This is a genomic window from Bacillus marasmi (assembly GCF_902168435.1).
GTDB classification, from domain to species: Bacteria; Bacillota; Bacilli; order Bacillales; family Cytobacillaceae; genus Bacillus_BU; species Bacillus_BU marasmi.
This window is the reverse complement of record NZ_LR656170.1, coordinates 18,686-41,859: the sequence shown is the minus strand read 5'-3', so window position 1 is coordinate 41,859 and position 23,174 is coordinate 18,686. Positions and strand designations below refer to the sequence as shown.

22 protein-coding genes and 1 riboswitch are annotated in these 23,174 nt (G+C 39.3%); of the genes, 13 read left to right on the top strand and 9 right to left on the bottom strand.

The features are described 5' to 3' along the window. The first annotated feature begins 175 nt into the window (after window positions 1–175). Window positions 176–1,378 (top strand): membrane-associated sensor domain-containing protein, encoded by a 1,203-nt coding sequence (locus FXW34_RS10780; RefSeq protein WP_147534002.1) that lies wholly within the window; start codon window positions 176–178, stop codon window positions 1,376–1,378. 89 nt (window positions 1,379–1,467) lie between these two features. On the opposite strand, the gene FXW34_RS22900 is transcribed toward FXW34_RS10780, so the two are convergent. Further along, window positions 1,468–1,608, bottom strand: a complete 141-nt coding sequence (locus tag FXW34_RS22900; protein WP_187118911.1) for a hypothetical protein — start codon at window positions 1,606–1,608, stop codon at window positions 1,468–1,470. A 144-nt stretch (window positions 1,609–1,752) separates the two neighbouring features. On the opposite strand from FXW34_RS22900, the gene FXW34_RS10775 reads away from it, so the two are divergent. After that, the gene (locus tag FXW34_RS10775; protein ID WP_147534001.1) at window positions 1,753–2,415 is read left to right on the top strand and encodes an NAD-dependent epimerase/dehydratase family protein; all 663 of its coding nucleotides are present in this window, start codon (window positions 1,753–1,755) and stop codon (window positions 2,413–2,415) included. Here FXW34_RS10775 and FXW34_RS10770 read toward each other — a convergent pair. Genes FXW34_RS10770 through FXW34_RS10755 form a run of 4 tightly spaced genes read right to left on the bottom strand, consistent with a single transcriptional unit; the run spans window position 2,412 to window position 5,730 of the window. Continuing rightward, window positions 2,412–3,155, bottom strand: coding sequence for an ABC transporter ATP-binding protein (locus FXW34_RS10770; RefSeq protein WP_147534000.1), 744 nt, complete (start codon window positions 3,153–3,155; stop codon window positions 2,412–2,414). The genes FXW34_RS10775 and FXW34_RS10770 overlap by 4 nt on opposite strands. After that, window positions 3,152–3,850, bottom strand: a complete 699-nt coding sequence (locus FXW34_RS10765) for an ABC transporter permease (RefSeq protein ID WP_147533999.1) — start codon at window positions 3,848–3,850, stop codon at window positions 3,152–3,154. The genes FXW34_RS10770 and FXW34_RS10765 overlap by 4 nt, the downstream gene beginning before the upstream one ends. A 54-nt stretch (window positions 3,851–3,904) precedes the next feature. Beyond that, window positions 3,905–4,780 (bottom strand): ABC transporter substrate-binding protein, encoded by an 876-nt coding sequence (locus tag FXW34_RS10760; RefSeq protein ID WP_147533998.1) that lies wholly within the window; start codon window positions 4,778–4,780, stop codon window positions 3,905–3,907. A 23-nt stretch (window positions 4,781–4,803) separates the two neighbouring features. Then, a complete protein-coding gene (locus tag FXW34_RS10755) occupies window positions 4,804–5,730 on the bottom strand; it encodes a helix-turn-helix transcriptional regulator (protein ID WP_147533997.1) in 927 nt (308 codons plus the stop codon). Window positions 5,731–5,999: 269 nt separating this feature from the next. Between FXW34_RS10755 and FXW34_RS10750 the strand changes: the two genes are divergently transcribed. Further along, a complete protein-coding gene (locus tag FXW34_RS10750) occupies window positions 6,000–7,166 on the top strand; it encodes an FtsW/RodA/SpoVE family cell cycle protein (protein WP_147533996.1) in 1,167 nt (388 codons plus the stop codon). A gap of 371 nt (window positions 7,167–7,537) precedes the next feature. Here the strand turns inward: FXW34_RS10750 and FXW34_RS10745 are convergent, their stop codons facing one another. The 3 genes from FXW34_RS10745 to FXW34_RS10735 are packed head-to-tail and all read right to left on the bottom strand — an operon-like array spanning window position 7,538 to window position 11,204. After that, the gene (locus FXW34_RS10745) at window positions 7,538–8,602 is read right to left on the bottom strand and encodes a Ger(x)C family spore germination protein (protein ID WP_147533995.1); all 1,065 of its coding nucleotides are present in this window, start codon (window positions 8,600–8,602) and stop codon (window positions 7,538–7,540) included. Continuing rightward, window positions 8,592–9,686 (bottom strand): GerAB/ArcD/ProY family transporter, encoded by a 1,095-nt coding sequence (locus tag FXW34_RS10740; protein ID WP_147533994.1) that lies wholly within the window; start codon window positions 9,684–9,686, stop codon window positions 8,592–8,594. The genes FXW34_RS10745 and FXW34_RS10740 overlap by 11 nt, the downstream gene beginning before the upstream one ends. A gap of 36 nt (window positions 9,687–9,722) precedes the next feature. Beyond that, window positions 9,723–11,204, bottom strand: coding sequence for a spore germination protein (locus FXW34_RS10735; protein WP_187118910.1), 1,482 nt, complete (start codon window positions 11,202–11,204; stop codon window positions 9,723–9,725). A gap of 130 nt (window positions 11,205–11,334) precedes the next feature. On the opposite strand from FXW34_RS10735, the gene FXW34_RS10730 reads away from it, so the two are divergent. Then, window positions 11,335–12,252, top strand: a complete 918-nt coding sequence (locus FXW34_RS10730) for a proline dehydrogenase family protein (RefSeq protein WP_147533993.1) — start codon at window positions 11,335–11,337, stop codon at window positions 12,250–12,252. A 196-nt stretch (window positions 12,253–12,448) separates the two neighbouring features. On the opposite strand, the gene FXW34_RS10725 is transcribed toward FXW34_RS10730, so the two are convergent. Beyond that, window positions 12,449–12,580, bottom strand: coding sequence for a YuzL family protein (locus tag FXW34_RS10725; protein WP_147533992.1), 132 nt, complete (start codon window positions 12,578–12,580; stop codon window positions 12,449–12,451). Window positions 12,581–12,803: 223 nt separating this feature from the next. Between FXW34_RS10725 and FXW34_RS10720 the strand changes: the two genes are divergently transcribed. From FXW34_RS10720 to FXW34_RS10680, 9 genes are all read left to right on the top strand, one after another. Further along, complete coding sequence (locus tag FXW34_RS10720) at window positions 12,804–15,191, top strand: 3-hydroxyacyl-CoA dehydrogenase/enoyl-CoA hydratase family protein (protein WP_147533991.1); 2,388 nt, start codon at window positions 12,804–12,806, stop codon at window positions 15,189–15,191. Window positions 15,192–15,254: 63 nt separating this feature from the next. Further along, window positions 15,255–16,430, top strand: coding sequence for an acetyl-CoA C-acetyltransferase (locus tag FXW34_RS10715; RefSeq protein WP_147533990.1), 1,176 nt, complete (start codon window positions 15,255–15,257; stop codon window positions 16,428–16,430). Window positions 16,431–17,245: 815 nt separating this feature from the next. Continuing rightward, window positions 17,246–18,976 carry an acyl-CoA dehydrogenase family protein gene (locus FXW34_RS10710; protein ID WP_425457428.1) on the top strand — a complete coding sequence of 577 codons (1,731 nt, stop codon included), beginning with the start codon at window positions 17,246–17,248 and terminating at the stop codon, window positions 18,974–18,976. Window positions 18,977–19,325: 349 nt separating this feature from the next. Then, complete coding sequence (locus tag FXW34_RS10705; RefSeq protein ID WP_147533988.1) at window positions 19,326–19,682, top strand: arsenate reductase family protein; 357 nt, start codon at window positions 19,326–19,328, stop codon at window positions 19,680–19,682. A 27-nt stretch (window positions 19,683–19,709) separates the two neighbouring features. Then, the gene (gcvH, locus tag FXW34_RS10700) at window positions 19,710–20,093 is read left to right on the top strand and encodes a glycine cleavage system protein GcvH (protein WP_147533987.1); all 384 of its coding nucleotides are present in this window, start codon (window positions 19,710–19,712) and stop codon (window positions 20,091–20,093) included. 264 nt (window positions 20,094–20,357) lie between these two features. Continuing rightward, window positions 20,358–20,711 (top strand): toprim domain-containing protein, encoded by a 354-nt coding sequence (locus FXW34_RS10695; RefSeq protein ID WP_147533986.1) that lies wholly within the window; start codon window positions 20,358–20,360, stop codon window positions 20,709–20,711. 9 nt (window positions 20,712–20,720) lie between these two features. Further along, complete coding sequence (locus tag FXW34_RS10690; RefSeq protein ID WP_147533985.1) at window positions 20,721–21,035, top strand: thioredoxin family protein; 315 nt, start codon at window positions 20,721–20,723, stop codon at window positions 21,033–21,035. Between the two features lie 25 nt (window positions 21,036–21,060). Further along, a complete protein-coding gene (locus tag FXW34_RS10685; protein WP_147533984.1) occupies window positions 21,061–21,411 on the top strand; it encodes an SCP2 sterol-binding domain-containing protein in 351 nt (116 codons plus the stop codon). Window positions 21,412–21,502: 91 nt separating this feature from the next. Further along, window positions 21,503–21,606: riboswitch (SAM riboswitch) on the top strand. A gap of 119 nt (window positions 21,607–21,725) precedes the next feature. Then, a complete protein-coding gene (locus FXW34_RS10680) occupies window positions 21,726–23,030 on the top strand; it encodes an O-acetylhomoserine aminocarboxypropyltransferase/cysteine synthase family protein (RefSeq protein WP_147533983.1) in 1,305 nt (434 codons plus the stop codon). The last annotated feature ends 144 nt before the right edge of the window (window positions 23,031–23,174 follow it).

Here is a 23,174-nt window from a genome sequence, read left to right as displayed (position 1 = left end):
AATGAACAAGTCGTGAAGTTCTTGAATATTATGTGTCTTTACATGCCTAATTATGAAAGAATGGTTGAGCGAATCTTAAAATTCATAAATATGCTAAATTTACCAGGACGGAGAGGAAAATTAAGGGATTATAATTAAGCTAATAAAAAGAGGAAGAAAAGTAGGTGATGGATGAATGAAGCCTTCTCTAACTGAAGGGAAATTTCTATTGTACATCGTATTTTCCGTTCTCATACTAGTTTCCATCTATGTTTTTCGCCCTCAAATATCTTCTATTTATGATCCAGCAAATTTTTTAAGCTTCCATATGATTTTAGAGTTTTTTGCGATTTCTATTTCCTTTTCTATTTTCCTGTACGGCTGGAAGAAGCATAAACAAACGAAGTCGGGCAAATTACTATTAATTTCACTGGTATTTTTTACAATCGGAATGATTGATTTAGTCCATACGCTAACGTTTAAAGGAATGCCAGTATTTATAAATGAAAGCTCTGTTGCTAAAGCGACCTGGTTTTGGGTAATTGCGAGAACCATTGAGGCAGCTTCGATGCTTCTACTGCTCTTACTTCCAGAACGAGTTCTTAATCGGGATCCACGAAACCTGTTGTTGACTCTAAGTATCGCAGTGATTACGTTTATCATCTTTATCGTGTTTCGATACGAAACAAGTCTGCCAATATTAGTTGTTGAAGGTGAAGGAACGACCTTTATTAAAAATTTAATGGAGTACATTGTATGTTTTTTACGAATTGTATCAATTATTGTAGCGCTTTTGTTCTACAATGAACGGAAGCAACAGGAATTTCTTTATTTTGCGCTTGCCTTTACAATTTTATTTTTATCAGAATTAATTTTTACGATTTATCAAAGTGTGTATGATATCGATAATTTCTCAGGACACCTTTTTAAAGTGGTGGGCTACTTCTTTATTTTAAAAGGGTTCTATTTTTCGATTGAAAAGGCGACTTTATCGGGTAACCTTTATCAAAAAGATTCTATCGATGTAGCGAAGCTTGTCCATGAATATCAAGGGATTTTCTTTACTTTTACGAAAAAGGACGATCGCTTTGTGCACACAACTTGCGATGGAGAATTACTAGATGAGCTTGGGTTCACTCCGGATAAAGTCATCGGATATACAATGGATGAGATTTTTCCAGCCAAAGCTGAAAAAATCAATACATATTATCAGCATTGCTGGGAAAAAGAAACGCCTGTCAGCTTTCGTTTGTCGGTAAGAAATAAATGGGTGATTTTTAAACTGAAGCCGATTTTTCTGGATAATGAGATTGTTCAAGTGCTCGGAACAGCCATTGATGTTACCAATGTTGATGAATGTGATAAAAAAATAACCCAATATAACTCACTACATATGTAATATAACTCAAAAACCAAAGGACTCATGGCGCTCATGAGTCCTTTTTCATATTACAAAGCTTATTTCGGGAATTGGCTAATTTTCACCGGTCAATCTGATTTATCATTTTGGCTTTTGTTACGTTTATTACCTTTGCTGTTATCACCGCTAGTTATTTCCTTGGCAAATTCTGTTTGTCCCAGTCTTGGTGAGTTTTGATTTTTACTGCCTTTGTTATATTTCTTTGTCATCAGTCTGACTCCTTTTGTTAAAGATTCTTGGATAGTATGCCAAGCAAAAAAGTTAGTTATGTAAGACACGATTTAAATTTAACGATTATTTTAAAATAGGTTATGCTACAATTAGTTAATGTTTTTTGAAGGGAGGCATCTGTGATGGGGAAGACCGCATTGATTGCTGGTGCTAGCGGCTTGGTCGGCAGTGAATTGTTGAAAATATTATTAGAGAAATCGGAATATGAACACATTATTGCTGTTGTAAGAAGCCCCTTAAACATTACAAATACTAAGCTTGAGGAGCGAATCGTTGATTTTGAGGAATTAGCGGAAACCAATGGTTTGCCTACTGTCGACGATGTGTTTTGTTGTTTAGGAACGACGATAAAAAAAGCGAAAACGCAAGAGGCGATGACGCGAATTGATGTAGATTATCCAATTGCCCTTGCAAATTTAGGGAAGACGCTTGGTGCGAAGCAGTATTTTGTTATAAGTTCATTGGGGGCTGATGCAAAATCTAGTATTTTCTATTCGAGGATAAAAGGGTTAATGGAAATTGCCTTAAAGGGGATTGGCTTTCAAACCTTAGGAATATTTAGACCCTCACTGTTATTAGGTAAACGAAGTGAGTTTCGGATTGGTGAAGCTTTTGCGACAGTACTGATGCCCATATTGTCTTTATTTATGGTAGGAGAGTTCCGGAAATATCGTGGAATTCAGGCACGTGTAGTAGCTTTGGCAATGTTTAAGGTGGCCCAATCTGGGAATTCAGGAGTAAACATTTATTTGTCCGATGAGATTAGTAAAATAGCGGGGAGCTAATCCCCGCCAACACCATGCAATGTCCATTCATTTAAAAAACCTGCAGTATTTTGATTTGGGTTAGAAGTAACTTCCTCTGTTGACCCCGTTTGTTCAAGCTGTCCGTTGATGATAATAAGCAGTTCAGTTGTTAAATATTTTACCTCTAGCATATCATGGCTGATAAATACGGTAGTTGTATTGGTTGTCTCCAATATTTGCTTAAGGTCCTTTAATAGCTTTATTTTTGTAGGAAAATCAAGCGCTGAGAACGGCTCATCCAAAAATAATACCTCTGGCTCCAACACAAAGGCTCTAGCTAAATTAACACGCTGTGCTTCACCACCTGATAGGCTTTTCGCATGCTTATGTGCTAGGTGGGAAATATGAAATTTCTCAAGCCAGTAGCTGACCTTTTCCTCAATCATACTTTTCTTCATTTTTCTGAGCTTCAACCCAATCGCAACATTTTGAAAAACAGTTGTATTTAACAGCAAAGACTGTTGAAAAGCAACAGCAAATTTCCGTCTTTGCGCTAGCGTTAGCGATTGAACAGAAACCACATCCCCATCATAGATGATTGAACCTGAATTTGGTGTTTCCAATAACGCCATCAACTTGACTAAGGTGCTCTTGCCTGCCCCGTTTGGCCCCATAATTCCGACAACTTGACCGCGCATGAGCTTAAGGTCATCAATATTGAGGATGGTTTGCCCATTCCGAGTATATTTTATGTTTTGAAGGTGGAGGAGTGGCTTCATGAATATCTCGTCCTTTGCTGTAAGAAGGTTAATAGAAAAGTAATGAAGAATGCCAGTGACATTAAAATAAAGGATAGGGCGATGGCTACATCAAAATTCCCTTTTGATACTTCCATGACAATCGATGTTGTCAAAATTCTAGTTTCTCCTTGGATATTTCCTCCAACCATCATCGCTGCACCAACCTCAGCTAATACTCGTCCAAGTCCAGCCATAATCGCTGCAAAAATTGCGATTTTCGTTTCCTTCAACAGCAGCCAAACCATTTGAGCTTTAGTCGCACCTAAAGCTTTAATTTGGAGGCGTAGTTTAGGGTCTATTTGCTGGAACGCAGTGGAGGTTAACCCGGTAATAATCGGCAATGACACAAGGAATTGCGCTAACACGATTGCTGTTGGTGAATAAAGCAAGGTTAAATCACTAAGTGGTCCGGAACGCCACAATAGCATCGTAATCGTTAATCCAGCAACAACAGGTGGAAGCCCCATCCCGATATTTATTAACACCAATAACAGCCTTTTACCCGGGAAATTGGTGAGTCCAACTAATACACCAAATGGAATGCCAATCAGCATGCTCCAAAATATTGCAGTAAAACAAACCCGTAATGTTAACAAGGTGATAGCGAAAATCTCGCTATCACCAGTCATAATCATTTCAATTGCTTTCGTAAAACCATCTATTAGTAAATCCATGTGTTCGTCCGCATCCTTTTAATTAAAAAATTTTGCGAAACCTGGGAGAACAGCTTACTCTGTATATTTGAAGAATAGAGGCTCACCGTATTCTTTCACACCAAATTCTGCAATGATTTTTTGTGCTTTTTCACTTACCATAAATTCTACAAAAGCTTCAGCACTATCGCTGTTAACTTTGTCATGCTTTTCTGGGTTAACTTGCATTACGTGGTAAATGTTTAATAAATCTTTATCGCCTTCTACTATTATAACAGTATCACCAAGGTTTTTCTGTTGAGCTAGGAAGGTTGCGCGGTCTGTAAGTACATATCCGCCTTTTTCAGCACCGATTTGAAGAGTTGGTCCCATTCCTTGTCCTGCTGAAACATATGAATCAAGTGCAGCTGGATCAACACCTGCAGCTTTCCAAATTTCTAATTCTTTTTTATGTGTACCAGAATCGTCACCACGTGAGATGAAGATAGCTTTTGAGTCGAAAATCTTCTTGAATGCAGCCAATGTATCTAAGCCTTTAACTCCAGCTGGATCATTCTTTGGTCCTACAACGATAAAATCATTATACATAACGCGTTTGTAATTGATGGCATCGCCACTATCAACAAGAGCTTGTTCTGATTTTGGGGCGTGGGTAAGTAGGGCATCTGCTTCACCCTTTGTACCCATTTCTAAAGCTTGACCAGTTCCAACCGCGATTGTTTTCACATTTACATTTGCATCTTCTTCAAATACAGGAAGTAATGCATCAAGTAAACCGCTATCCTGCGTACTTGTTGTTGTTGCTAAAATCATATCTTTCGGTTCTGCTTTTTCTTCTGTTTTCATTCCTTCATTCGATTCTTTTTTAGTGTCGTCTGTTGTTCCGCAACCGAAAAGAACAAACATTAATAAAAATGCGATGCTAGTTAATTGTAAAAATCTTAACTTCATGTAGTAAAAGCCTCCTGTTATGGTTATTGTGTGCCGTAAATGATTGTGCCAAGCTCTTTAAAATCATATCCTTCCAACTCTTTTGTGCTGTCGATAAAATCAGGAGATTGGATGAGAGCAATTAATGCCTGAAGAGCATCTTTGTTTTGAGCGTTCCAACGGAAAACGAGGTCAAATTGTTCCTTTGTGACCGGAATAAAATCTAATCCGAGCTGGCTAGCGGCCGTACTGATTCCAAATGCTACGTCTCCTGCACTACGACTAATACCTGATGCAGCAGCAAGATGGGTCCATTCTTCTTTGTCATATCCGTTAACATCGCTCGGAGTAATGTCATGTTGGGATAAATAATGGTCGAAAATGAATCTTGTTCCAGATCCTTTTTGACGATTAATAAATGTTACGTCTTTACGTAGCAAATCTTTAAAATCACGGATTTGTTTTGGGTTCTCCTTTTTCACGATAAAGCCCTGTTCCCTTGCAGCCAACCGTAAAACTGTAATGGGTTCATGAATAAAAAGCTGCTTAATAAACGGGATATTATAGGTTTGTGATGCAGGATCTAATAAGTGAATCGCCGCAACATCTGAATCACCATGGTAAAGTGTCATCAAACCTTCTAAACTACCGATAAAAGCTGGTTGTAATGAAATTGAAGTCAGATTCTTTCTTACAATTTTAAGCAAGTGTTCAATCACAAAATCATGACTACCAGTAATTTTGATGGTATGTTGCAGGTGAGCTTGACTAGGTTGAGGATTTGCCTTTTCATGCTTCGGGATTGCTGTCATGCTTTCCTTGAAGCGATTTACTTCCTCTTGTTCAATCCGCATTTTATTGCCAACCTTAAATGCCCGTAATTCACCTCTCTTAATCAGTTCATAGACAGTATGCTTGGAAATTTTAAAGATCGTTGCGATTTCATCCGGTGTATAGGTTTGCTCGTTCACCTTGAATCCTCCTAGCTCATCCACATTTTTTAGTATATAGCTTAAATAACTTAATTTGTATGATTTTTGTCACGAATCATTAAGTTTTGTTTAATTTCGTTAAGTTTTGTTTGTTTTTATTTAGTGAAATTAAAATAAATTATGTGAAACGAAACTTATCATTCCCCGTCTATTATATAGAAAATATTTTCCGTGTTGTGATTTTGGCTTAGAAAAAATATAATGAAAGAATGGTTTAGAAATTGTTTAATCAAAGTAGGGGTATAAACATGTCTTCCAATCCGAAAAATGCACCAAGACTTGATTACGGTCTTGTTTTAATATTGTTCTTATTATTTTTGTCCAGTTGTGTTGCGATTTATAGTGCACAAGGTCAATATGAAGGGAATTTTTTATTTAAACAAATATTTTGGTATATAGTCGGCTCCGTCATTATTGCCGGGGTAATTACGCTCGACTCCGATCAGCTTAAGAAAATATCATGGTATTTATACGGTTTTGGCTTAGTTGTACAGGGCTTTTTAATCGTTGCGCCAACTAGCATTGCTCCAGTTATAAATGGATCAAAAAACTGGTATAAGCTACCATTTGGTTTAGGGACGATACAGCCTTCAGAATTCGTAAAAGTGTTTCTAATTTTGGCATTGGCCAGAGTAATTATCGAGCATCATCAAAAAAATCAACATAAAACGATTCAAACGGATTTGTGGTTACTGTGCAAAATTGGACTAGTTACATTTGCTCCGTTAATTCTTGTCATCAAAGAAGACTTGGGGACATCGCTTGTATTTATCGCAATTATGCTTGGGATGTTGTTTATTTCCGGGATCAGCTGGAAACTCTTAGTACCAATTTTTACTTCTGGAATTGCCTTGGTTTCAAGCGTTATTTATCTCGTGATGGCTAAACCGGAATTACTTGAAAAAACGCTTGGAGTTGAACAATATCAATTTAACCGTATTTACTCCTGGCTTGATCCATATAATTTTCAGGATTCGCACGGATATCAATTAACGCAATCGTTATTAGCAATTGGTTCCGGTGAGACGGTTGGAAAAGGCTACGGTAGAGGTGAAGTTTACTTGCCAGAGGGGCAAACAGACTTCATCTTCAGTATTGTTGGTGAACAGTTTGGCTTTGTTGGAGCAAGCGTCCTAGTGAGTCTATTCTTTTTACTGATTTATCATATTACGAGAATCGGTATGGAAACAAAGAATGATTTTTACACTTTTATTTGTGTAGGTGTTATCAGCATGATTACCTTTCACGTTTTTCAAAATATCGGCATGACGATTGGTTTACTGCCAATCACCGGTATCCCGCTCCCGTTTGTCAGCTATGGCGGAAGCTCGCTGATGGGTAATATGCTGGCGATAGGATTAATTTTCTCCATTCGTTATCATTACAAAAAATATATGTTTTCAACGAACGATTAAAAAGAGATTGTCCGCTCTTAAAACTGAATGATTTTTATGTAGGTATGAGAATAAATAAGCGGAGAATTTCCCGTTATTGTACCTAAGGTGGGCTAAATGAGCTGAAATAAGAGGAGAATTTCCGCTTAACTACCCTCAAAAAGACAATATCCAGTGATTTTTATGAAATAAGCGGAAAAACTCCCTTTATTCTTAACGAAATATGGGCATTTCCCAAAATAAGCGGAATTCTTCCGCTTATTTTCAAGAACAAAAAAATCGAACTATTGGGAAATTCAAAGTTAGAATCTCCCAGCGTAGTTCGATTTTTTTTGCTTAATACTTATGCTTTTTTTATGCCCAGACCCTGAGCACGGCGCTTCAGTTTAGTTTTACTCGATTACTCCTGCATCTATAATTTCTACTTTCGTTTCAAATTTTACTGTAAGGTTTTGATATTCACGCTTCCATTTATTTGTATCAAATCCCCTTGTTTGTGATTTTACATAATTGCCAAGTCCGATAGGATCAATTTCTTGCTTTTTAAATTGATGTATTAATTTGAGGCATTCCGCATTAATCTTCTTCTCTAAATTTTTTTCAATTTGTTTTATCGCTTTTGGTGATAACTTATCTCCGGAATATTCACGAATTTGCCCTTTCACAGTGATATGAATCGTTATTTCCCATGGTTTTTTTTTGGTTAGATCAAAGCGGTGTGTTGATGTAATGCTGCGCACGGCCGCTTCCTCGCCATTTAATTCAACCTTATATGTACCTTCACTGTATTCATCCGTTAATAGCTTGAAAAAAAACATTTTACTAGCTGGAATAAAATCAACTACTTTGTCATTTTTAAAAAGGCATACACCGTTAATTTCCATCTTATCCTTGCCAATCCGTCTTACACTCGGTAAAAATCCATCCTTACCTTCTTGAAAAAAATTAAAAATGAACATATGTAAATTACTCTTTGGTAAATCACGCTCCTCAATATTTTGCATAATTAAATTGGAAATATAGGTGGCATTTCCTCTCGTACCGTAATCATGTTTTAGCAAGTCATTTGCTTTTCCATCGACAACGACGAGGTATATACGCTCACCGATGGTTGAATCACGTTGTAGTGCATCAATAAGGTCGATGATGCCCTTTTGAGCTAATGTTTTACCAAACAATACAACTTCGATACTACCGGCAACAAGTGGATCAGCAGACTGGCGCTGTATTTCCATAATTAGCTCACGATTCATTGCTGAAACAGCTTGATGTGTTACATTTTTGATTGATTTATCAGGCTGGTAACTTGGTACTAACGAAGTACCTAAAATCTGTCTTTCTCCCTGATAATCAAAGCCAATCCCGCTTTCGAGACTTACATCATCCAATATTTCCTTATCAACACACCCAGTTAAAGTCAGGATAAGAATACAAAGGTATATCCATTTATTGGGCATTTTGCTTCACCTTCTTAGCAATCATAACCGCTATAAATAAGCAGGGGATATAGAACATATTAATGGCAAAACTCGAGTAACCAAAAATATTAGATAGATTGTTAATTTCAAGCCTTGTTGTTATCATGCTTGAGCCTATCAAACAGGCAAGTGAGACAATAATAATTCCTTTTCGCTGTTTAAGCTTGAATATTTGCTTCATCAAACGGCTGGCAATCCATAATGATATACAAACGTTTGGCAATACGATTAAATTCCAATTAGCAATTCCGATGTATTCAAATCGCTCCACAAAAGGCATTTCAACAATTTTCCATATATTCAATGTAGGCCATATCGTCTCCTGGAGCTGTTTTTCAGCAAAATAGGAAAAGGTAATCAAAGCAAGTCCCGTATATATAATTGTCGTTGTTAAAACAGAAAAATGCGCCCACTTTTTTGATTTTTGAGGATTTTTAAGAAATGGATATACAAATAGCAATGTTTCATATCCGGTATAGGTTAGTGACATGTGAAAACAGGCCTTCAATAGTTCCTTGATTGAATGATCCATTATCGGTTGGATATTGCTTATATCAGCATAAGGCAAGGCATACCCGAAAATAAATATGAGATAGATAGGTAAAACTGTTCCAAAAAAGGCAATTCCAGTAACGGTTCGAAAGCCACCAAAAATGATATAAATACATAGTCCATAAAATGCGAATGAAAACCAAAATACACTTATATCAGGGAACATCCAAACTTGGATAACCTCGACAAACGATCTTAAAACGGTAATTGAATATAGACAAAAATAGAAAATGAAAATACTGCTGAAAAGCTTCCCAATTTTTTCTCCCATAATATACTGATGGACTTTAACCATATCACCATCAACTGTTTCGAGAATTTTGTACATCATCCACAGAATAATATGAATGAACAAACCTGTGACTAACACGGCAATCCAGGAGTCATAGCCTGCATCCTTGGCAATCATCCGTTGATAGCCTAGTATACCAATGCCTATTTGCATGCTAATGATTAAATAATAGACGAGAAAAGGAGATATTTTAGAATTTTCAGCGATTGGTTGCGCCAAGCGATAACCCCTCTTTCAATACAGCTTTAAATGTACTCATTCATCAATGTCTTTTCTTTCAGAAGCTTTTTTCTTGTTAAATCGTTTTGTATTCTTGGTTTGTAAAAAACTTGGTCTTAACGCTAGTTTGCTGAAGGGTAAACGAACATACGCATCTCGCATATCTGAGATTCTCGGTGGAAAGCTTGGTTCTAAAAAAGGCCGACCTAGAGATGTTAATCTTAGCAAATGGGTTAAGAGAAGGCAGAAGCAAAAGACGATTCCTAATAATCCCCAAAGCTCGGCAAAAATTAAAAATGGGAAGCGCAATAGCCTTATGGCATTGCCCATCTTATACACAGGTGTTGTAAAGGAAGCGAGTGCAGCTAAAGCGACAATGATGAGTAAAACATTACTCGTTAATCCAGCTTCAACAGATGCAGTCCCTATTACAATACCGCCCACGATACCGATTGTTTGGCCAACCTTTGTTGGTAGGCGGGCTCCGGCCTCTCGTAGTAATTCAATTGTAAGCTCTAAAAATAATGCCTCGAGAATTGGCGGCAATGGAATGAGTCGCCTTGATGTTACGAGTGTAATCAAAAGGTCTTTAGGGATTAACTCATAATGATAATTCAAGGTTGCTACATAAATTGGTGTAATTAAGATTGAAAATGCGACTGCAAACAATCGGATTAACCGAAAAAACGATGCCAGTATCCAATTTAGAAAGTAATCCTCAAAGGAACTGAAAAATTCAATCAAGGTGGTTGGCGCAATCAGCACCTGGGGAGAACCATCGACAGCAACCGCAATCTTCCCCTCTGCAAGGATTGCGGCAACACGGTCCGGCCGCTCGGTATCCAACAACTGCGGGAAGGGGGAATTTCCATTATCAGAAATTAATTGAACGATATAGGAACTATCAGTGATTAAATCGAATTCTAAATCCTTTATTCTTTGAGTGATGGTATTAACATTTTCTTTGTTGGCAATTCCATCAATATAAATAACAGCAACTTTTGTTTTTGAAAGTTTCCCCACGGTTAGTGGTTCAATAATTAATTCTTTGATGGGGATGCGTTTGCGAATTAAATTTAGATTTTGACCCAGCGATTCCACAAACGATTCCTTAGGCCCTAACACACTGAATTCTACCTCAGGAGTGGAGATGCTCCTGACGATTTCCTTCGGTGCAAAAATAAATGCAAATTCTTTTTCATTTCCATCTAAAGTAAGCATGATATTACCGGTTAATAATTTTTCCTCGATTACGTTTATATCTTTGGAAATTTCCACAATTCCAATTGGTAAAATTGAATCCAAATCACTAAGAGAATTTAGTGCGTTTTCCAATAAATAAGGCAGCACACTGGTCTGTAGGATTTTAACATCTACTAAAGTGGAAAAAAAAGTTAACTGGAATGGAAGCTTCGTTTTCTGATTTACATACTTCACTTTTTTATAATCGTTCGATGCCTCGAAATTTTTTTCCAATTCATTACGTAGACTTGTTTTTTTTGTAAACCAATTTTTCATATTCATCACCTTATGCTATGCCTTTTTTGTATTATTTCCATTTCAGGAAATGTTATGAATGACCTAGTAAATGGAGCCATAAAATGAATTAATAGGGAGGATGTCCTTACGGTAATGGGGAGGAGTCAATATGAAGCAGGTGCTTCGTGATGTTTTTCTTTTTTTATCGAAAAATAAAGCCTTAACAACGCTCGCCAAAAGATATGGACTGAATATGGGGGCTTCGCGATTCGTAGCCGGAGAGACCATCAATGCTGCGATGGACGTGATAAAGCTGTTAAATGATCAAGACCTTGTCGTAACTTTAGATTATTTGGGAGAGTTTGTGGACAATGAAGTGGAAGCAAATCTCAGAGCTAAAAAAATCTGTGAAACGATAGAGGCAATTGCTAATGCAAACCTCAATTCGCAAGTATCATTAAAATTAACTTCATTGGGGTTGGATATTTCTGAGGAAATAGTCCTTGAGAACTTACGAATGATTCTTTTGGTAGCTGAGCATAACAATATCTTCGTCACAATTGATATGGAGGATTTCAAACGCTGCCAAAAAACATTGGATATTTATAAGGAATTAAGAAAGGAATTCAATGGGTTAGGGACAGTTATTCAAGCCTATTTGTATCGTTCAGAAAGAGATGTCGGAGAGTTAATTCATTATCAATCAAATTTACGGTTGGTGAAGGGAGCATACAAGGAACCACCTGAGGTAGCCTTTCCAAACAAAAGTGATGTTGATATCAATTATAAAAAACTAATTAAGCAGCACCTATTAAATGGGTATTTTACGGCAATTGCCACCCATGATGATGCAATCATTGAATATACAAAACGAATGGTTCAAGCGCACAAAATTCCCCATGATCAATTTGAATTTCAAATGCTGTACGGTATTCGTCCGGAGAAACAGTTGGAACTTGTTAACGAGGGCTACACGATGCGTGTTTATGTTCCGTTTGGCGCCGATTGGTATGGCTATTTCATGCGTCGGCTCGCTGAACGCCCTGCTAATGTTGCTTTTGTCATGAAAGGGATGTTTCGGCGTTAATGTGAAACAGGGGTCTGACACTTTTTACAACGTTTTACCCGTCTAGCTTCAGCGCCTAGGGGCTCGGGGTCACAAGTTTGTCTAGCGAAAGTGGCTAGGAGCGATGGTCTAAGCCAAATCCCTCCAGAGACTAACGTCGCTTGCGTGATTTGTCTTAAGCCTGCCGCTCCTGGTCAAGCCGCTTCCGCTTTTGAGCTTATCTCTTAAATTGGCTATTTTGGCTGTTCACTTTATCGATATCTGTGTTTTCTCCACCAGGACCGGCGTTTCCTTTCACACTTGCGGCGCTTACAGCAGCTTTAGAAGGATTTTTCTTGTGTTTTGCCACGATTTGCTCACCTCCATTATGAGTATGCCCCATTAATGCCAAACAATTGAGTGATTTTATCCATGGAATATTGGCTGAAGCATCAAAATATATATGGTATAAGGACAAATTGAAGTATTACTTCCGTTACGATGAGCGAAAGCCGGGAATGGAATACTTTTATGTAAAATAAAAATGTGAATGAATACTCATTCATTCCACTGCTTATAAAGGAGGTATTGCGTTGACCCAACGAATTAGTAAAGCGGCTGTTCTAGGTTCTGGAGTAATGGGTTCGGGAATTGCCGCTCATTTGGCCAATATCGGGATTCCTACACTGCTTTTAGATATCGTTCCGAAACAACTGACGGAAGCAGAACAGGCCAAGGGATTATCACTACAGGACCGAGTGGTTCGGAACCGCTACAGCACACAGGCAATCGAAAAATTGCTCAAACAAAAACCTGCTCCGTTAGCGTCGAAGAAAAAAATCGACTATCTTGAAGCTGGGAATTTAGAAGATGACGTAGAACGCCTTAGAGAAGTCGATTGGATTATCGAAGTAGTTGTTGAGAATTTGGAAGTTAAGAAACAAATTTTCACCGTGGTTGATCAACATCGAAAACCAGGTAGCATCGTAAGCTCCAATACATCAGGAATCTCAATTGAAGCGATGGCTGAGGGGAGGTCATCTGACTTTAAAACACATTTTCTCGGCACCCATTTCTTCAATCCTCCCCGATATTTGAAATTGCTAGAGGTAATACCAACGAAGTATACCGATCCTAGCATTCTTGCCTTTGTAAAACAGTTTGCCGAAGATGCTCTAGGCAAGGGAGTCGTCATCGCCAAGGATACTCCCAATTTTATTGCTAACAGGATTGGTACGTACGGCTTACAAATTACCTTACAAGAAATGCTGAAAGCGGGTTTCAGTGTAGGAGAGGTGGATTCCGTGACCGGTCAGCTAATTGGCCGACCGAAAAGTGCTACCTTCCGAACGTTGGATGTTGTCGGATTGGATACGTATATCCATGTCGTGACCAATATATACAGCCAAGTTGACGGCAAGGAAAAGCAAGTTTTTGAGCTTCCAAACTTTATGAAGAAAATGCTTGAGAAGGGCTGGCATGGTAGTAAAACGGGTCAAGGCTTTTACTTGAAAAAAGGTAAAGAAATTCTTGAACTGAATCCAAATACATTGGAATATCAACCGACAAAAAAGTTATCAGCACCTTCGCTAGAAATGAGCAAGCAGGAAAAAGGCTTCACAAACAAAATGAAAGCGCTTGTGTATGCTAATGATCGCGCGGGGAGCTTTTTATGGAGCAGTATTGCACCAGTTCTAGCATATTCCGCTAGTCTGGTTGGTGAAATTGCTGATGACATTATCGCCATTGATGAGGCGATGAAATGGGGCTTTGGCTGGGAGTATGGTCCATTTGAACTGTGGGATGCGCTCGGAGTTGAAGCATCAATCGAAAAAATGAAAACCGAAGACATCGCTGTTCCTGACTGGGTGAACCAAATGGTGAGCAGTGGACAGCTCTCATTTTACAAAGAAGAGGAAGGACAGCCATTCTATTATCATCTTGGAGATTATAAGCCGACTCAGGTGAGTGCAAAAGAGATTAAGCTTAGCACGTTGAAAAAAACAGCAGATAAAGTTATTAAGAAAAATTCTGGTGCACATCTTTTGGATCTTGGTGATGGGGTAGCCCTGCTTGAATTCCATTCACCAAACAATGCGATTGGGCCGGATATTATCCAAATGATTAATCACGCGATTGATGAAGTTGAAGTGAACTATAAAGGTCTTGTCATTGGCAATCAAGGCAAGAATTTTTCCGTTGGTGCCAATCTCGCGATGATTTTAATGGAAGCACAGGATGATAACTTATTTGAATTAGAGTGGATGGTGCGAAACTTTCAGTCAGCCATGATGAAAATTAAATATTGCCAAAAACCTGTTGTGGCAGCTCCATTTGGAATGACCCTCGGCGGTGGTGCGGAGGTTTGCTTGCCGGCAGCAGCGCTCCAAGCTTCATTGGAAACGTATATCGGCCTTGTGGAAACGGGTGTTGGTCTGATTCCAGGTGGTGGAGGCAATAAAGAACTCTATATCAAACATTTAAACGCGCTTCCTGACGGTGTTGAAATTGATTTGCAAAAGGTTGCCAATCTTGTTTTTGAAAAAATCGCCCTAGCGAAGGTCTCGACATCTGCAGAGGAGGCACGAGAGAACTTTTTCTTATCTGAACATGATGGAATTAGCTTTAATAGCGATCATTTACTTTACGATGCGAAGCAAAAGGTGCTCGAGTTAGCGCAAAAAGGCTACCGTCCTCCAGTTCGTAAAAAAAATCCTGTTGTCGGTGAGACCGGGTACGCAACCCTGTTACTCGGGGCACAATCGATGTACCAATCCGGTTACATTTCAGAACACGACTTAAAAATCGCGAAGAAACTGGCCTACTGTATTAGTGGCGGAAAGGTCCCATACGGCACGGAAGTCGATGAACAGTACCTATTAGATATTGAAAGAGAAGCCTTTATGAGCCTAATTACTGAACCAAAATCACAAGCGCGGATGCAACACATGCTTATCAAAGGCAAACCATTACGCAACTAGAAAAATAGAGATTAGGAAACAAGCTTTATTTTTATAAAAAAGGAAAGAAAGCGAGGGGAGTTTGTGAGAGAGGCTGTTATTGTTAGTGGTGCAAGGACTCCGGTCGGCAGAGCAAAGAAAGGAACGCTTGCCCATACCCGGCCGGATGATTTAGGTGCACTCGTCGTAAAAGAAACATTGCGGCGAGCGGGTCATTATGAAGGAAATATCGATGATTTAATCATCGGCTGTGCTATGCCTGAAGCAGAGCAGGGCATGAATGTCGCGCGAAATATCGGTGCTTTAGCAGGTTTGCCTGTCACTGTTCCAGCCATTACGATTAATCGCTATTGTTCATCGGGTTTACAGTCGATTGCATTCGCGGCCGAGCGGATAATGCTTGGAAATGCCGATACGATTATTGCAGGTGGCGTTGAGTCAATGAGCCTAGTGCCCATGATGGGACACGTCGTTCGTCCGAATGCCAAACTTGCTGAAACAGCACCACAATACTATATGAGCATGGGCCATACCGCGGAGCAGGTTGCTCACAAATATCACATTAGTCGTGAGGATCAGGATGCCTTTGCGGTCAGAAGTCATCAGAAGGCTGCACAGGCGATAGCTGCAGGAAAGTTTGTTGATGAAATTGTTCCTGTTGACGTGTTGATTCGTACGGTTAATGCAAATCATCAATTGGAGGAAAAATCAATCGTTTTCAGTCAGGACGAAGGTGTCCGACCTGGTACGAATATGGAAACGTTGGCGAAGCTCCGCCCTGCTTTTTCGATTAAAGGTAGTGTCACAGCAGGAAATGCATCACAAACAAGCGATGGGGCAGCAGCCGTTCTAGTCATGGATCGTGAAAAAGCAAATAAATTAGGCCTGAAGCCGCTGGCTAAGTTTCGCGCTTTTGCGGTAGGAGGAGTGCCGCCTGAAATAATGGGAATCGGTCCAATTGTTGCGATTCCTAAGGCTCTAAAACTGGCTGGACTGGAACTAGAGGATATAGGGCTCATTGAATTAAATGAGGCATTTGCCTCGCAATCAGTGGCGATTATCAGAGAACTAGGTCTGGATGAAAATAAGGTCAATGTAAATGGCGGTGCCATTGCGCTTGGACATCCGCTTGGCTGCACAGGTACAAAGCTCACACTATCTTTAATTCACGAAATGAAACGACGCAACGTGCAATTTGGCATTGTGACGATGTGCATTGGCGGCGGAATGGGAGCTGCGGGGGTATTTGAATTGGTTTAAGTCATTTCGAAAGTAAATCTTGATTTTGGCGATTAAATCTGGAATTCGGCGATTAAATCTCAATTTTGGCGATTAAATCTGGAATTCGGCGATTAAATCTCAATTTTGGCGATTAAATTAGGAATTCGGCGATGAAATCTTGATTTTGGCGATTAAATCTGGAAATCGGCGATGAAATCTCGATTTTGGCGATTAAATCTGGAAATCGGCGATGAAATCTCGATTTTGGCGATTAAATTAGGAATTCGGCGATGAAATCTTGATTTTGGGGATGAAATCTGGAAATCGGCGATGAAATCTTGATTTTGGCGATTAAATTAGGAATTCGGCGATGAAATCTTGATTTTGGCGATTAAATTAGGACTTCGGCGATGAAATCTTGATTTTGGCGATTAAATCTGGAATTCGGCGATGAAATCCTGATTTTGGCGATTAAATCTGGAATTCCGCGATTAAATCTCAATTTTGGCGATTAAATCTGGAATTCGGCGATTAAATCTCAATTTTGGCGATTAAATCTGGAAATCGGCGATGAAATCTCGATTTTGGCGATTAAATCTGGAATTCGGCGATTAAATCTCGATTTTGGCGATGAAATCTGGAATTCGGCGATGAAATCTTGATTTTGGCGATTAAATTAGGAATTCGGCGATAAAATCCCGATTTTGACATTAAGAGTTGATGGCAATCTAGCTTCAGATGCTAGGGGGCATAAATCCCTGAACAAGCCGAATACGTTTTTCGATAAAGGGGGAAGGATATTGTCAAAACAAACTGAACGGTTGATTAAAGGTGGAAGCTTTTTACTCGAGGATATGAGCTATGAGCGAATCACAACACCTGAGGATTTTTCTGAAGAGCAAATAATGATTGCTAAGACAACGGAGGATTTCGTTGTGAACGAAGTCCTTCCACAGGTTGATTTTTTGGAAAATCATGAATTCAATCGGACGGTCCGTTTACTGAAGGAAGCAGGGGAATTGGGGCTGCTAGCTGCCGATGTACCGGAGCAATATGGCGGTCTTGGTTTAGATAAAATTAGTTCAGCATTGATTACCGAAAAAATGGCCCGATCAGGCGGTTTTTCATTGTCACATGGTGCACACGTCGGGATAGGTTCGCTCCCAATTGTGCTGTTTGGCAATGAACAACAGAAGCAAAAGTATTTGCCGAAGCTTGCTTCTGGTGAGCTGCTCGCAGCGTATGCGCTTACGGAACCTGGTTCAGGCTCAGATGCGCTTGGTGCGAAAACAACAGCCAAGTTAAACGAGGCTGGGAGTCATTTTATCTTAAATGGGGAAAAGCAATGGATTACCAATGCTGGTTTTGCGGACGTATTTATCGTATACGCCAAAATTGATGGCAACCATTTCTCGGCATTTATTGTTGAACGTGATTATCCGGGTGTTTCGACCGGTACTGAAGAAAAAAAGATGGGAATTAAAAGCTCTTCAACACGGACGCTCATTTTAGAGGATGTGCCTGTTCCGAAGGAAAACCTGCTTGGTGATGCCGGCCGTGGTCATGTGATCGCTTTTAATATTTTAAATATCGGTCGCTATAAACTCGGGGTTGGTGTAGTTGGCAGTTCGAAGCGTGCTTTTGAGGTCGCTGTAAAATATGCAAATGTCCGCAAGCAATTTAATACGCCAATTTCTCAATTTAATTTGACGAAAGAAAAGCTGGCAACAATGGCATCGAAGCTTTATGCAGCCGAAAGCTCTGTTTATCGGACAGTTGGTTTGTATGAGGAACGAATGGGGCAATTAACAGAGGAGCAATTGAATGATCCAAAAATTGTGGCTGGGGCGATTGCAGAGTACGCTATCGAGTGCTCACTAAATAAATTTTTTGCGTCTGAAGTGCTTGATTACGTTGTTGATGAAGGCGTGCAAATTCATGGTGGCTATGGCTTTATGCAGGAATACGAAATTGAACGGGCTTACCGCGATTCCAGAATCAATCGAATTTTTGAAGGAACAAATGAAATTAATCGCTTATTGGTACCTGGTACTTTTGTGCGCAAGGCATTAAAGGGTGAGCTACCATTATTCCAAAAAGCTCAGGCGCTTCAAGAGGAACTCATGATGATGCTACCGGTCGAGCCTGATGATGAAGTGCTTGCTCAAGAAAAATATTTGACTGGAAATGCAAAGAAAATAGGCTTGCTTGCAGTGGGGCTTGCAGCGCAAAAATTCGGCAAAGGCTTGGAATCCGAACAAGAAATCTTAGCAAATATCGCTGATATCATTTCTAGTGCTTATGCGATGGAATCAGTCGTGTTGCGGACGGAAAAAGCGCTTGAGCGAAGTGGGATTGCGAAAAATCAGCAAAAGCTCTTATATACGCAAATTTTCTGTCAGGAAGCCTTTAATAAAATCGAGCAGGATGCGAAGGAAACGCTTTTGGCGATTGAAGAAGGCGATTCCCTGCGGATGCTGTTATCAGCATTGCGTAAATTCACCCGTCACACACCAATCAATGTCATCGCCAAAAAACGCGAGGCTGCAAACAAGCTCATTGAGGTCGAGAAATACTTTGTGTAATTCTAAGGATTTATTATGAATAACTAATCTTTGTGAGTTGTTTTAACGGACAGTTTTAGTGAAAAAACAAAGCGAAGTGTCCGTATGAGTCAGTCATACGGACAGTTTTGATGAAAAAACAAAGCGAAGTGTCCGTATAAAATCGTAATAAAGACAATGCAATGGATATTTACAATCCAACAGAAACATATCCTAAAAACCTCGCCAAACAGAACAGAGCAACCCAAAAAAGTTGAAGGATTTTCCCCACCAAAGTCGAATTGTTTTAAAATAAAGAAATCCAAATTGGGTTTTTTTCTTTTTCATGTATTACAATAAAGAATGGGTAAAATAGCATGGAGGTGAAAGTATGGCATTGCAATTTTATTGGTACCCAAAATGCGGGACATGTAGAAAAGCGAAAAAGTGGTTCGATGACCACAATATCGCCTATGAAGAAATACATATCGTTGAAAACCCTCCGTCAAAAGAACAACTGGCAGAGTATTATCAACAAAGCGGTTTAGAACTAAAGAAATTCTTTAACACGAGCGGTCAAAAATACCGAGAACTTGGTCTCAAAGATAAAATTGGACAAGCTAGCGAAGCTGAATTATTAGAATTACTAGCTTCTGATGGCATGCTGATAAAACGACCAATTGTTACTGATGGTTCGAAGGTTACTGTGGGCTTTAAAGAAGAGGAATTTGCACAAACCTGGAGTTAACTACAATAATAGTGGAGGTAACAGCTAATGAGTATTCCAAAGGATTTGCGTTATTCACAAGATCATGAGTGGGTTAAAGTTGAAGGAGACAAGGTGAAGGTTGGCATCACCGAGTTTGCACAATCCGAGTTAGGGGATATTGTGTTTGTGGAACTCCCAGAGCCAGGAGATAAAGTCGAAGCAGGTCAACCATTTGGTAGCGTTGAATCTGTGAAAACTGTGTCGGAATTGTATGCGCCAATAAGCGGCACGGTTGTCGAAATCAACGAGGAATTAAGCGACAGCCCTGAATTTGTCAATGAATCACCATACGAAAAAGCATGGATGATCGTCGTCAATCCAACAGATTTAGGTGAAGTTGACAAATTAATGACCCCTGAACAATACGAAGAAATGACAAAAGAAGACTAAATTTGAGCGCCTTGTTTACAAGGTGCTTTTTTGTACATTTAGGGACTATGTTGCCTAGAGCGCCTGGAGAGCTTAGAAAGCTTAGAAAGCCTAGAGCGCCTGGAGAGCTTAGAAAGCCTAGAGAGCCTTGAGCCCATTCAACGGTCAAATATTATCCTGATTTTTGCTAAAAATAATAATATTTAAGCGATAGAAGGAATACAACACCAACTTATTGAATATTGAATAATCTAAGATAAATCCATACAACTTCAGGTGATAAATGTGAGAGAACTCAGCGATAAAGTGATCATTGTTGAAGGAACTTCCGATAAAAAGAAAGTCAAAGGAATTATCAAAGAGCCAATCGAAATTATTTGCACAAACGGCACGATTGGAAACCATCGCCTAGAGGAATTGATTGATTCCATCTTTGATAAAGATGTTTATATTTTGGTTGATGCAGATGAGGCCGGCGAGAAATTGCGCAAGCAGTTTAAGCGCGAATTTCCTGAAGCCCTTCATCTCTATATTGATAAATCGTATCGGGAGGTTGCCACTGCACCAGTGCACCATTTAGCAACCATTCTGCTGCAGGCGAATATCGACGTATTTACTCAGTATCTAGAAAGAAGTTGAATCGCACCAATGAATAACGAAACCCATGTAGAAATCCTATTAGATTTGCACCAATATAATGGACTAGTTTATGCTTATACACCAATGTGTGGTACTTGCGCAGTGGCCTCGAAAATGCTAACTGTGATCGAAGAGTTGATGCCAAATATCCATTTGGTCAAAATGAATGTAAACTTCAATCGCGCTCTTGCAGAAGAACTATTAATTGAAAGTGTTCCTTGCTTACTGATTTTTAAGGAGGGCATTGTAAAACATAAAATATATGCGTTTCAATCAGTCCCATTTTTATATGAAAAAATTAATCAGGTGATGAATTCCGGATAAGTTAAAGGGTGAGGTGTATGTTCTGGTGAGTATATTTGAGCCGTTTATCGTGAGCTTTAATCAAAAGAGTCATCTTCACAGTTTAGTCCGCCATGCTCCTTTGCAGGTTTGTATTGATACAGAAAAAGGGGTGTATTTTCTCAGTATTGAAAATGAGGTTGCTCATGCCCCACAACAATTAAATTCAATAAATGAGGGTTCAGACACTGTTACTATTTCAACCTCCTATAACTCGGCACTAGAGCTACTATATGGAAAGATTAAATTGCGTGAGGCCCAGACCCAGCAGCTGCTGACGATTTCTGGTTCGCTCCGGGCGACGCTACTCCTAGAAGCAATCCTTTTCTTAGCAAAACCGGATGAACAATGTGCATAATATAGATAATAATCAGAAAAACAAATCCGTTCTATTGACGAGAATTATTTTCCTATGATACTATTACTTTTAATTAAAAGTGAATAGTAGTTTCTTATCAAGAGAGGCAGAGGGACTGGCCCTACGACGCCCGGCAACCGGTTTTACATACACGGTGCTAATTCCAGCAGAGTATCGAGCTCTGATAGATAAGGAGAGATGAATTAGCTTATCAGCCCTCTTCTTATTAAGAAGAGGGCTTTTTGATTAGTGACTAGCTTCAGCGCCAAGGCGCTTGCGCTTTTATTAATTATAAGATCAAAGGAGAGACGACAATGACTGAAAAGAAAAAGAATTATCGTTTTGAAACATTAAGCGTGCATGGTGGACTTTCACCAGACCCTGTGACAGGAGCGCGGGCGGTTCCAATCTACATGAGCAACGCTTACCAGTTTAACAATACTGAGCATGCTGCTAATTTATTTGCATTAGCTGAGTCAGGCTATATTTATACACGTATACATAACCCTACCGTAACGGTATTTGAAGAGCGTGTAACTCTTTTAGAAGGTGGAATTGGTGCGCTAGCACTTGCTAGTGGTATGTCTGCGATTACTACTGCTATCCTAAATATTGCCCAAGCTGGTGACGAAATTGTTGCGGCATCGGCACTTTATGGCGGTACCTACAATTTATTCGCGAATACACTTCCGCGTTACGGAATTAATGTGAAATTTGTTAATGTGGAAGATCCAGAGAATTTCCGTGCAGCGATTACTGATAAAACGAAAGCCGTTTTTGCTGAAACAATTGGTAACCCTAGCTTGCGCGTCCTTGATATTGAAAAAGTGGCAGATATTGCTCATGAAGCAGGAGTTCCGTTAATCGTTGATAACACATTTGCAACTCCATACTTATTAAAACCGATTGAATACGGTGCAGATATCGTGATTCATTCTGCGACAAAATGGATTGGCGGAAATGGTACAACATTAGGTGGAATTATTGTCGATGGCGGTAAATTTGATTGGACAAATGGCAAATTCCCGCAATTTACAACACCAGACCCAAGCTACAACGGCATTGTGTACAGTGATGCAGTTGGTCCAGCTGCGTTTATTATTAAAGCACGTGTTCAATTATTAAGAGACATGGGACCTGCTATCAGTCCGCAAAATGCGTTCCAATTAGCTTTAGGACTAGAAACTTTACATGTACGTATGAAAGAACATATCGCCAATACAAAAACGATTATCGAATATTTGGATGCCCATCCAGGTGTGAAATGGATTCTTTATCCTGGAAAAGATGGACACCCAGATAAGGAGCTTGCTGATAAGTACTTGCCAAAAGGCGCTAGTTCAGTTGTTGTTTTTGGTATCGAGGGTGGCCGTGAAGCTGGCTCGAAGTTTATTAATGAGCTTGAACTTTGGACGCATGTTGCCAATGTTGGTGATGCGAAGAGCCTTGTCATTCATCCAGCAAGCACGACTCACCAACAGCTTGATGAGGAAGGTTTAGCTGCTGCAGGTGTGTCTGAGGATTTAATCCGTTTATCTATCGGTATTGAGAATGCTGAAGATTTAATTGATGATCTAGAGCAAGCAATTGAAAAAGCTACTGGTTTAACTTCAAGATAAGATTGATTTTCGTAGGACTTCAATCAAAATTAACGCAATATAATATATTAATATAAAATTTTGAGTTGACAGATATTTTAACTTCGTGATAGAATCACTTTCATAGCCAAGAAAACACATTAAGATTGTTAGAATTAAATATAC